The organism is Microcoleus sp. A2-C3, assembly GCF_036706065.1.
Taxonomy (GTDB): Bacteria; Cyanobacteriota; Cyanobacteriia; order Cyanobacteriales; family Microcoleaceae; genus Microcoleus.
In genome coordinates, this window is sequence record NZ_JAUBVX010000035.1 from 3,780 (window position 1) to 16,093 (window position 12,314).

Consider the following 12,314-nt stretch of genomic DNA (forward strand, 5'->3'; position numbering starts at 1 on the left):
ATGCCTATGCTTTGACTTGGATTCGTGAGTATGAGAAAGCTTGGCCGTTGTTTGAGCGAGCGCTTCAAATTGAACCTGATAATGTGATAACGCTCAATAGTTATGCCTATGCTTTGACTTGGATTCGTGAGTATGAGAAAGCTTGGCCGTTGTTTGAGCGAGCGCTTCAAATTGAACCTAATAATCCAAAAACTATCAGTAGTTATGCTATTACTTTAGCTTCAATTGGTCAGGATGAGAAGGCTTTGCCCTTCTTTGAAAAAGCACTACAAATGGGATTGGAAAATCATAATATACGAAACGATTTTATTTATTTTCACTATTTTCCTGCACTAGAAAGACTAGGCAAATACCAAGAGGCTATCAACCAGTTATCTGAAATCAAAAAGGATTTTCTGAGTCAATATGAAGCTAATATAATTCTACTCAAATTAGGTAGGCTATACTACTGCATTAAGCAACGAGAGAAAGGTGACGAATATTTCGAGGCAGCAATTGCCAACTCGGATGACAAAGAGAAAACACGGCTCCACAGTGCTAGAAATATTTTTGCCAGCGATCCTCATAACGATACAGCCATTCAAATGCTGCGGCAAATCGACAAAGATTCTCCGCACTACGATCAGGCAAGGGAAATGCTGATTCTTAACTTTAGTGAGCAAGACTACTTTGAAATGGTCAACGCTGATGTCCCAAGTGAATTAAGCGACACGGAAATTCTCAATCGGGCGATGTATCACAAAATCGCCAATGAGATCAGTATCCTTAAAGCAATTGCTTATCGAATTTCACGTCGCTCCGATCGCGAAGATCCTTTATTAAACGGTATTATTCAAGCGATTGAAGATGTCTTCAAAGAAGTTGAAAAACGCAAGCAAGCACAAAAATCTGAGATTGAAACTATTTCTAATGACGACTATCGGAGGATTTTGACGGTCATTTCCAAAACTGCCCATGATATCTCTGACTTTGTGAATAACGAATTGGCTGTGATCAAGTCGCAGACTATACGATCCATCCGAAAGTTATCACCTAATGACGAGCATTACGCCCAGTTTGATAAATTGCTGACACAACTGGAACTAACCCAGAGTGCTCTCAATGACTTGAAAGCTATCAACGAAGGTATTTCGATCAAAAATCACCGTTTTCAGGTCAAGGAACTATTTGAAAAGTGGGAAATAACTTGCCATATTGATAATGCTTGGATTCTTCTAGACATAAGAAACGGTGACTCTCACTTCTATGGAGATCAGGAAAAAATAAAGAGTGCATTGAATGAACTGGTCGAAAATTCTCTGAAGCACAATGCTGATCAGCCGAAATTGACCATTCATATCACATCTCAAGATGTCGTCAACCCATCAGGAATTCGGGGAATGAATGTCCCTGGAGAGCAAAAATATCTGTTTATTGAATTTGCTGATGATGGTAAGGGCGTTCCAGAGTATCATAAAGATTGGATCTTTCAACCCCTAAAAACCACATCTCAGGAGGGTAAAGGTAGCGGATTAGGGCTGTTCATTATCCGTAAAACCCTGACCAAGATGAAGGGCTATATTCGGGAAACGGGACAAGATGGAGCTAGATTTGAAATTTATATTCCTTATCTTGAGGAAGAGGTGTAAGATAATATGCAAACTCAAAACGTCCATTTGCTGTTGGTAGAAGACAATCCTAGATTTTTGAATGAGTTACTGGAATGGCTTGGGGACTATGGCTATGAGCAGATTGAAACGGCTACCAGTGTTGCTCAAGCTCAAGAGAAGTTGGGAAATCCCTTTGACGTAATTATTGCAGATATGCGAATGGAGCAGGATGACAGTGGATTTGCTGTTATTGACGAAGTGAAAGCCCGAAATCTTTCTTCTGTAGTTATTATCTTGACTGCCAATGATACAGTTTCAGATTGCCGCACTGCTTTCAAGATGGGCGCATGGGACTATATTTCTAAAAATATGCGAGGTAATATTTTCGATATACTTGATGAATCGATTCAGGATGCGATCGCCTATTTCAACCGTTGGGGTAACGTTCAGAATGAGCAGTGGATTAACGAGAATATAGAAACGTTGGATCAAACATATTTTGGTCAGTACATTGCCGTGATTAACAAAACGGTAATCGATGCAGCAGATACAGAAGAAATATTGAAAGGACGGATTGAGGCACGACAAATACGCCGCTTTTTAACAACGATCAGAAAAATTGGCGAACTGCGCCCAATTTCTGAGTTGATCAAACTCCCTGAAAGCGATCGCCTGGAGTATAAGAGTACCTTTCAGTGGGATGTTAAGCGCGATTGTGAGAATAAAGACTTAAGATTTAGCACTCTTAAGACAATTGCTGCATTTCTTAATTCTGAAGGTGGAACTCTCATTATCGGCGTTGAAGATAATGGTAATATTTTCGGGCTAGAAAAGGATTTGTCTTTACTGTCAAATGGAAATCTAGATAAGCTAGAGCGGACAATTATTGATTCAATTTGTCAATATATTGGTAGTAACTTTACTCAGCAGATTAAAATTCGGTTTGAAAAAATTGATGGCAAAGATGTCTGCGCGATTGATATAAAAAAATCGGCGAAAAAAGCTTGGCTACAGAAAACGAACGAAAAGAAACTTGAATTTTATATTCGGATGTCGAACAGCTCTAAACCTCTTGATATTCCAGATATCTACGAACACCTATAATGGGACTATGCGGTGCGTGAGAAATAGCTTAATCGTTGGTAGTTGAAGATTTCTCGTTCTCACGCACCCTACAAAGCTACTACGGTTAGGGCAGTTTATGAGTATGAACCTTTCGCTGCTGCTGATGCTGCTGTACCGGAACCGATGACGGCGATGGGTACAATGGTGGCTGCTGGAATGGGTTTGTTGTGGAAGAAAAGACGCACAAAAAGATAAGAAGACAGGGCGGTTAAAATTACGTTATTTTCTTCAGTCTGCGGAGGCAGACTTTGTTTGTGTAGACGCGGTTTCAACCGCCGTCTGCATCTCGCCCCGCCTAGAAACCGCGTTTTTTACCGGGATTAAAGGCTATAGCCCAGTTTTGGCGAAAAAAACCCGGTTTCTCAGTCATCGACGCATTATGACGGTGTACCAAGGCTTTGAGATTGCTTCACTACCTTCGCCATGACAGAAATACATTAATCCAAAATCTAAAATCTAAAATCTAAAATCGGTTATCCCGTACAATAAACAAGCAATTGTTATATTTTGAGTTATCCTGTGAGTCCTACTGCCGAAGTCAGCAATAACGTAAATGCGGGCGCTCTGCCAACCGTTACCGCTACCCCAGCCCGCCGCGCTGTTTTTCCCTTCACCGCGATTGTTGGCCAGGAGGAGATGAAACTGGCGCTGCTGTTGAATGTCATCGATCCCAAAATTGGCGGTGTGATGATTATGGGCGATCGCGGTACGGGCAAATCTACCACAATCCGCGCCCTCACAGATTTACTGCCAGAAATTGAAGTGGTGGCTGACGATCCTTTTAACAGTCATCCCAGCGATCCCGATTTGATGAGCGATGAAGTGCGCGATCGCACTTTGCATCACGGTACAATGCCGATCGCCCGCAAAAAAGTCCAAATGGTAGACTTGCCACTCGGCGCTACCGAAGACCGAGTTTGCGGTACGATCGACATTGAGAAAGCTTTGTCCGAAGGTGTGAAAGCTTTTGAACCAGGCCTGTTAGCCAAAGCTAACCGCGGCATTCTTTACGTCGATGAAGTCAATTTGCTCGACGATCACTTAGTCGATGTTTTACTCGACTCCGCCGCCAGCGGTTGGAATACTGTTGAAAGAGAAGGCATTTCGATCCGCCACCCGGCTAAGTTTATTCTCATCGGTTCCGGGAATCCCGAAGAAGGAGAATTGCGGCCGCAATTGCTCGACAGATTCGGAATGCACGCCGAAATTCGGACTGTCAAAGACCCGAATTTAAGAGTAGAAATTGTCGAACAGCGATCGAGTTTCGATCAAGATCCGCCCGAATTTCTCGCCAAATATCAGCACCAACAAGATGATATGCAGCAGAAATTGGTCGAAGCCCAGGAAAGGCTAAAATCCGTAACGATCGATCGCGATTTGCGAGTCAAAATCTCCCAAGTCTGCGCCGAATTGGACGTAGACGGACTGCGGGGAGATTTAGTCACAAATCGGGCCGCGAAAGCTTTCACCGCCCTAGAATGCCGCACAGAGGTAACTGTGGACGACATTCGCAAGGTAATGACTCTGTGTTTGCGGCACCGATTGCGGAAAGACCCGCTAGAATCAATAGATTCCGGCTATAAAGTGACTAAAGTGTTCGATCGCGTATTCGGCCTAGAAACAACCGAAAGTTAGAGCCTAAATGGCCAAGAGCAGTATCTTCACAAATGGAACCTCTGCGAGTCGGCTTTAAATTCTGATAAACCCGATCAACTGTTCCCCTCTTGGCCATAGGCTTGCCAAGCCAAATCCACCAAACCGTTAACAATCGCCACAGCCACCACCGCCGAGCCCTTGCGCCCCTCAATCCGAATATGAGGAACCATCGAATCGTGCAGTCGCGACTTAGCCACGTCAACCCCCACAAACCCAGAAGGTGTTCCAATCACCAAAGCCGGCCGAATTTCCTCAGTTTCAATCAAATCTACGATCGCCGACAAAGAAGTTTGAGCCTCGCCAACCACAAAAATCCCTTCAGGATAGCGCCTTGCCAAAGTTTCAATCCCCCAAGCAGCGCGCGTCCGTTCCTTTTGAGGGCGTGTCAAAGCGTCCATCGAACAGTAAACCGGATTCGCAAAGGTACTTTGGATCAGCGGCGTAATGCCCACCTGCACCATCGGCACATCTACCACGATCGTAGTTCGAGCGGCCAAAGCAGCCGCCCCGGCTTGCAAAGCCTGATCGGAAAAACTAATTAAAGACTTGTACTCAAAATCAGCAGTCGCATAGATCACACGGCGGACTATTTCGTACTCCGCCGCAGAAAAACTGTGATCGCCAATTTCGTTATCAATTAATCCCAGACTCTGGGCATCGCTTACGTGCCATTCCATTTGTTGGATAGCTGTCGCCTGTGAATTGTCAGGTATTAGCTTACCAGCTTTTAGTCATAACAGAAGGAAGAAGGAAGAAGGAAGAAGGAAGAAGGGAAGAAGGGAAGACGGAAGAAACAGTCTAATCAAGGGTTTCAGAAATTATCTATGGTGTCTAGAAACCAGGTTTTTTCACAAAAATACTTGATTGCAGCCCGCAGATTCGGAAAAAAGCCCGGTTTCTTTGAACTTGCGCGCGGGGCTGAGAAACCGGTTTTTTTCACAACAATACTTGATTGCAGCCCGCAGATTCTCGTGAAAAATCAGCTTTCTAAGAGTCGCCACCCGATCGCGAACTAAACCTAAACAGCCCGCCCTGACTACTGCCAACTGCCAACTGCTAACTGCCAACTGTCAACTGTCAACTGTCAACTGCTAACTGCCAACTGTCAACTGCTAACTGCCAACTGTCAACTGTCAACTGCCAACTGACTCTTAAAAAAACTAACTTTCCTCCGAAGGAGACTTGCCCAAAACCGGAGTCAAGAATGCCACCAAAGCCCCGATCGCAAAACCGGCCACATTCCGAGCCAAAGGCAACCAATCCGAAGTCCGACTCACCACAGGCCCGACTCCGAAAGCCAAAAACAGAATCCCCCACAGCGGCGAAAAAATCAGCGCCCACTGCCAAGCCACACCCTGTCCAGGTTTCCGCGGCTGAGCCGCAAACCCGCAGATTACACCGCCAACGATCGAACTAATTAGCGTCAGCACCCACTGTTCCCTCGGCAAACCGGGAACCACGCGGCATCCGCCCTGACGCAAACAGCCTTGTATCGACTCCAAAGATTCAATAATCGATCGATCTTCCCCATTGTCCCGCACAAAAAATTGATTACCGTAGCGGGTTTGCAGTTCCACCCAAAAAGTACGCGGCAGCAGCGGATACAGCGAGTCGCCGACATTAAAATTGAGCAAATTGCCACCGCGGGGGTCAGCAACTAGCAATACACTCTTTTTATCTAAGCCCCAATAACTTTTGACAGCCAAACCGGGCGTGCGATCGTACTGAGTCAGCACTCGCAGCTTCCAACCGGTTTCGGCTTCAAAGGCGTTTAATTGTTTTGCTAAATCCTCTTCTTCAATATCCGTAAGGGCTTTAGCCAAATCAATGATTGGTGTCTGAACTTGGGGCAACAAATCGGGATTGTTGAAAGCGTGGGCCGCAGGTGCGATCGCCCACACCGACAAAGCCAGAAAAAAGGCAGCAGCAGATGCTAGGAATTTGCGCGGGAAAAGCTGTGACATAGGAACTTCTAATTCGGGTCTTAATTGTGAATGTTAGGTGGCGGTCTTAACCAGAGGATAAGATAAAACTCATTTTTCTTTACAATTATTTACTTTACAGGAAGCTGAGAGTAAGCGGAAGGCTTCAGAGAAGGAAAGTTGAGAATTGCGTTACATAATCCCTCTTCCGTCTTCCTTCTTCCCTCTTCCGTCTTCCTTCTTCCGTCTTCCTTCTTCCCTCTTCCTTCAGATTAAAACTGAGATTTTGCCGCCACCCCATCACAGAGACGCCGATCGCGCGAGCTCACATTAGGATTAGTTCTCAGATAATCCCCCACCCAATCGCAGCCCCTCACCAGCAAATCATCAAGATCCAAATTCCACAAAATCACCCGATTATCCTTGCTAGCAGAAGCCAGAATTTTCCCATCCGGGCTAAAACTCACACTCATCACACTATCCTTGTGACCAGTCAAAGTTTTCAGCAACGTCCCGCTGCGGCTCCACAACTTCACCTTATGATCGTAACTACCCGAAGCAACCAACAAACCATCCGGGCTAAAACCCACGCTAGTCACGCTGTCACTAGAACCCTTCAGCAGCGTCGCCACCAAAGTCCCGTCCACCTTCCACAGTTTCACCGAATTATCGTAACCAGCCGAAGCCAGCATTTTGCTATCAGGGCTAAAAGCCACCCCCAACACAAAACTGTTGTGAGCCCCTTCAAAAGTCCTCAGCAAACGACCGTCCCGATTCCACACTTTGACAGTACCGTCATCACTTGCAGAAGCCAGCATCGAACCGTCAGGACTGAATGTCACCCCAGTCACCCAGCCTTTGTGTCCCGTCAAAGTCTTAATCAACCTGCCGTTTCTCGTCCAGAGTTTCACAGTTTTGTCCTTGCTAGCCGAAGCGACAATCTCGCTGTCGGGGCTAAAACTCACGCTCATCACGCTGTCGGCGTGCCCTTCGAGAGTGAACAGCACAGAAGGCGAACACGGGAATAGCGGCGCCGAAGGACAAGGCAGATTATTACTCATCCCATCTTCTTTCAGACTCCAGACTTTCACCGTTTTGTCGTAACTCCCAGAAGCAAGTAGCTGTCCGTCAGGGCTGAAACTGACGCTGGAGACTCTCTGAGTGTGTCCTTCCAAAGTTTCGAGCAAAACTCCCGTGCGGCTCCAGAGTTTGATAGTTTTGTCCGTAGAAGCAGAAGCCAGCTTTTGGCCGTCGGGGCTGAAAGTAACGCTTTGCACCCGGTTTTGGTGTCCGTCGAGGGTTTTGAGAGGCACATCATCGAGTCGCCAAAGTCTGACAGTTTTGTCAAAACTTGCCGAAGCCAGAGTTTTGCCATCCGGGCTAAAACTTACCTGAGTAACTCGATCGGCGTGTCCCTCAAAAGTTCTCAGCAAGCGACTTTCTGGTTTAATATTGCTAGCATCCGTTGGGCGTTTGTCGCCAATACCCGCCAGACTCCAGAGTTTGACAGTCCCGTCGGCGCTTCCAGAAGCAAGTGTTTTACCGTCGGGGGAGAAACTGACACCAAATACCCACTTGCTGTGTCCCCGCAAAGTTGTTAGCAGTTCGCCGTCCCGCGCCTTGGTTGAATTTTTTCGGGCTGGGTATTTTAGTGCAGCGATGCTCCAGATTTTGACTATTTTGTCTTCACCGGCACTGGCGAGTGTTTCACCGTCGGGGGAAAAACTGACCGTGTAAATTTTCAAGGGTTTTTTGTTTTCGCTGTGCCACAAATTAGCGATTAACCTGCCGTCAATACTCCACAGTTTCACAGTACCGTCATCGCTCGCCACGGCGATGATTTTACCGTCGCGGCTGAAGCTGAGCCAATTTATGGAAGCTTTTTGTGCGATCGTTTGCAGCAGCGTACCATCGGTTTTCCAAAGTTTGATCGTTTTGTCTGTAGATGCACTGGCGATCGTTTGGCTATCGGGGCTAAAAGCAACGCTGCTCACGCTATTAGTATGGCCCGTTAAAGTAGCCAGCAAAGTGCCGTCAGGTTGCCAAATTTTGACAGTTTTATCTAAACTTGCCGAGGCGATCGTTTTATTGTCAGGACTAAACGCGACACAGGAAACGCTGTTAGTGTGTCCTTTAAAAGTTGCCAGCAAACTGCCATCGCGCCGCCAAAGTTTCACCGTTTTATCTACGCTGGCCGAAGCTATTGTTTGCCCGTCTGGACTGAAACTGAGACCCCAAACTACGTCACCGTGTCCCTCCAAGCGGTTCAGTTCTTTGACGCCATAAACTGCTTGCTGGAGGGCCGCAGAAATCAGAATTTCGGTATCCTTGAGAGTGTGCATTTCTTGGGAGTGTTCAATCTGTTTCCACTTTTTACCCGCTCTCAAACTTTCCATCATGGCGTCAAATTTGTTGTTTGAGAAATAAAGGGCTTCAGAAGCTGCGGTTAAGGTACTGATTTCGGCTCGCTGAGTTTGAGCGACAGCTAGCTGTTTTTGACCGACTGCCCGCCACCAAAAATTTACGGCGGCGATGGTGGAACTTGTTAACAGTAGTACGCCGATTACTGCTACTCCCAGCATCTGTTTGAGAAAAGTATTGGCTCGATAGAGCTGTGCTTGACTCATCTTTTTGTCAGCTTCTGCTTTGTGCAGTCTGGCTTCTAAGCCGAATCTTTGGCGGATCGGTCGCACTAAATAGTCGTGTACTAATTGATAGCGGTCTTCTGGCGCTTCCCGCAGCAGAAATAGCAAACCGTGACCGACTAAAATGTCTAAAATTAAGTCGAGGTTGTCGGTTTTCTTTTGTCCGCTTTCTGGTTCTTTCGCGAACTGTAGTTGTAGGGGAATTCTGGCAGTGCTGCCGATCGCCAATAATTCCTTTTCTGCGACATCTGCTGGCTGCTGACCTGTGACCAATGATAGTTCGTGTTTGGTTTTAATCAACCGAACGCCTCTTTCATCTGTCAGGGAAAACAAGATTTTCCAAGCTGCGTCTTCGTTAACCGGCCCGCAGTCAGAGATGACTCCTTCGAGCGATCGCTTGACTAATTCTGCTTTAGGATTGTCGCCCAATTGCTGGTATTGTGCTAGAGTCGTAATATCTTCTTCTTGAAGTTGCGCTCCCACTACCTGCAATTCGATCGGTCGCACTTCTTGCAGTTCGTCTGCTAAATCTTCCACAAAAGCATCAATCAGTGCCGGTTCTAAATAATATTCCGCCCGTTTCGTTAAGTGTCCGATCACAGCCCGCGCATCTTTAATCGAAAAACTCCGCAGTTGGTAGCGGATGCTTTTGTCGAGAATATTATTGTTAATAGCGTCGAGGTCGGGAAAGCGATCGCAGTCGAGCAAATAGTGCAAGTAATCTTCGCGCAAGCACAGAATTATCTTAACATAAGGCAGATTCAAAAACAAGCGCAAAAAATTATAAAAAACTTGTCTTTGTGCCACTGAAGTCGAAACAAAGAAAAACTCTTCAAATTGATCGAAAATCAGCACAGTCAACAAATTATTAGTGGCATTCTCGCGCAACTGCTCTATAATAAAAGAAGAAGTTTCCGAGCTGCTATCGGGGAGAATCGAGCAACTTTTTTTCTGGATTTCCTGTACTCCTTTGGCGATTAATTTCCTTTCCTCTTCGGCTTGTTTGTCGTACAGCGCGTCGTTCAAAGCATTTTCTAATTCCACCAGCCAGTCGGTGTAAACTTTGACTACTACGGACAATGTATCCCGCGCGCCCGGAGTAATATTTTTCAAAGCTGGCACTAAACCTGCGTTGACTAGAGAGCTTTTCCCGACTCCGCTGGGCCCGTGAATAATAGTTAATTTATGGTCGTCCCTGCTAATTCTTTCGAGCAATCTATTGATATCTTTTTGGCGGGAGTAAGCTGTCATTGACGCTGCGATCGCAGCTTGATTTTGGGCTGAGGGACTCGAAGGATTTACAGCTTGGCGCTGCTGCTGCAATTGGCTGGCTCCGATAAAAGCCCTAAATCCGTATTGATACTCGATCGATCGCTGGGTCTTTTTAATCCGAAAAGCTTTCAGATACTCTCCCTGATCGAAATAAACCGCTTGGAGTTCGGTCAAAATATCAATGTAAAGTCGGGGATCGTACTTCGGCTCACTTTGAGTTTGAGCCAACTCCAAAGAATGCACCGCCGCTTCCCACTGGCCCAGTTGCCGCAAACTTTGGGCTAATAGTAACAGATAGGAACTTCTGTCAGATTTGGGATGTTGGATTTTAGATCTGGGATCGTTACTTGACTCGTTAGTGCCCACAAATTCTGGATAATTTCCCGCAAATCCCAATCTCAAATCTTCAATCAGCAATCTCAAATCGTTAGGCGTTTGATCCAAAATCGCCAAAGCCAATTCGGCTAGCTGGCGGGCTTGACTCCACCTCGACTGTTGCAGGGCAACTTCAGCCAAAAAGCCGTAATCTTGAGCTAGTTGGCTGGGAGTACCGTAAGTGAAGTGCAACTGCAAAGAATTTTCCGCTAATGCTTGCAACTCTCCCCAAGCTTTCAGGCGTTGCAGCACTTGTCCCAGGTGTGCTGTCACCTCTGCTACCAATTCCGGGCGATCGGCAAGAGAGAAAGCATTTCTAGATTGTTCCAGGCTAATCCAAGCTTGTTCCCAGTGGTGGCGGTTGGCTACCGGGTTTCTGGCTGCTTGCAAGCGGTGACACAGGGCTATATGAAACAGCACTATGCCTTCTCTCTCTAAAAATAAGATGTTGGGGACAGGATTCAATAAGGATGAGGGGAGGGTTTGTCGATTTTCGGCATATTCCCAGTTAGCGAGTTCCCAGTTGCCGGTTTGCTGTTGCCAAAATATTAAGCTTTCTTGGTAGTGGATTAATGCTGTTTCGGTTTGGTCGCTGACATAGTAATCTCGACCGAGAACGAATTGCAGGCTGGCTTTCAGGGCGGGTTCTAATTCTTGACCGCGATTTTGTAAATCTCTTAAAGCTAATTCTAGTTCTCGGCGGGACAAAGAGCCGATCGCCAAATCGAGGGTATTGCCCGGACTCAAGGGCGAATAGGAGTGGACATCTGATTGTCGTCCGTTTTGGGGCCCTGAGTTAAAGGTGAGAAAGCGTTCTTCGGAGTTGATTTCACGCTCCAAGGCTGGTTTTTCCCAGTCGGTTTCGCAGCTACCAAAACCTGGTCTGGTGCCGGCGGTGCTGCTGCCGATTTCTTGATTGAGTTCGCCTACTTTAAATATCGTATCGGCCCGCCCAGCCAGAAAATCAATTAATTCGTCAACGGCCATTTCAAATTTTATCGTGGCGGCGGCCCAACTTTTGAAGTCCGGGGCCAGACGAATCATTTTGGTCACGATGTCATCTGTTACCCACAAAATCACCGGACAGGAAAAATTTTTGCGAAATTCGTCTCGCACTTGATTGGTAGAGGCCATCAGTTCGTCGATCGCCACTACTGTTTCTAAACCGAATACCATCAAAGCCGAGGCGGAACCGACAGCCGAAGACTCACTCTGGAGTGTGTTTGCCACCAGATTAGTGTAGAGGGTTTTGACGGATGCTGGCAGAACAATATCTTGAATTGGCACTGGGGACATTTCTCGTAGCCGCTGCGCTATTTGCTTTCGCAACTGCTCGTAGTTGCAGCGCACCAAAATTAGCGAAAATTGCTGCTGAGACATGGCGATGGCTCTTACCAGAGTTTTGAGCGATCGCTCGTTGTAGCTAGCAGTTTCTTGTAGTTTAAGTAGATCGGTCATGCGTGCACCCCTGTTGCAGAAATCAATTACTTAACGATTGCCGATCGTGACTGAAACCGTATCTACTTAGAGATGCTCGTTCCTGTCTGGCGCTTTATATCTGTAGGAATACGTAGTTTTTCGTACTTCTTCTATGAAAACTTACACATTCTTTATGTTCTATCTAAACACATCATACATCTGTATCTCCGAGAATGCGAAACTTGACAGTAAAAATTCAAGTTAGCTTAATTTGATTTTTGTCGGCTACAGATAAACTACTACATACCGTA

The 12,314-nt window shown here is 46.3% G+C and carries 8 protein-coding genes; 4 read left to right on the plus strand and 4 right to left on the minus strand.

What is annotated here, in order from left to right:
• From QUB66_RS19200 to bchI, 4 genes are all read left to right on the plus strand, one after another.
• Positions 1-1,628, plus strand: a 1,628-nt coding sequence (locus QUB66_RS19200; RefSeq protein ID WP_332971260.1) for an ATP-binding protein, incomplete at its 5' end; no start/stop codon positions are given.
• Between the two features lie 6 nt (positions 1,629-1,634).
• Positions 1,635-2,693 (plus strand): RNA-binding domain-containing protein, encoded by a 1,059-nt coding sequence (locus QUB66_RS19205; protein WP_332969293.1) that lies wholly within the window; start codon positions 1,635-1,637, stop codon positions 2,691-2,693.
• Between the two features lie 42 nt (positions 2,694-2,735).
• A complete protein-coding gene (locus QUB66_RS19210) occupies positions 2,736-2,909 on the plus strand; it encodes a PEP-CTERM sorting domain-containing protein (RefSeq protein WP_332969291.1) in 174 nt (57 codons plus the stop codon).
• A 324-nt stretch (positions 2,910-3,233) separates the two neighbouring features.
• Positions 3,234-4,349: a magnesium chelatase ATPase subunit I gene (gene bchI, locus QUB66_RS19215; protein ID WP_442923309.1), complete on the plus strand. Its 1,116-nt coding sequence runs from the start codon at positions 3,234-3,236 to the stop codon at positions 4,347-4,349.
• Between the two features lie 74 nt (positions 4,350-4,423).
• On the opposite strand, the gene QUB66_RS19220 is transcribed toward bchI, so the two are convergent.
• The 4 genes from QUB66_RS19220 to QUB66_RS19235 form a co-directional block, all read right to left on the minus strand.
• The gene (locus tag QUB66_RS19220; protein ID WP_265239086.1) at positions 4,424-5,047 is read right to left on the minus strand and encodes a precorrin-8X methylmutase; all 624 of its coding nucleotides are present in this window, start codon (positions 5,045-5,047) and stop codon (positions 4,424-4,426) included.
• 483 nt (positions 5,048-5,530) lie between these two features.
• Positions 5,531-6,334, minus strand: a complete 804-nt coding sequence (locus QUB66_RS19225) for a TPM domain-containing protein (RefSeq protein ID WP_265239087.1) — start codon at positions 6,332-6,334, stop codon at positions 5,531-5,533.
• Between the two features lie 124 nt (positions 6,335-6,458).
• Positions 6,459-6,593 carry a hypothetical protein gene (locus QUB66_RS19230; protein ID WP_332969290.1) on the minus strand — a complete coding sequence of 45 codons (135 nt, stop codon included), beginning with the start codon at positions 6,591-6,593 and terminating at the stop codon, positions 6,459-6,461.
• Positions 6,565-12,042, minus strand: a complete 5,478-nt coding sequence (locus tag QUB66_RS19235) for an nSTAND1 domain-containing NTPase (RefSeq protein ID WP_332969289.1) — start codon at positions 12,040-12,042, stop codon at positions 6,565-6,567. Before QUB66_RS19235 ends, QUB66_RS19230 begins: the two co-directional genes overlap by 29 nt.
• Positions 12,043-12,314: the final 272 nt, after the last annotated feature.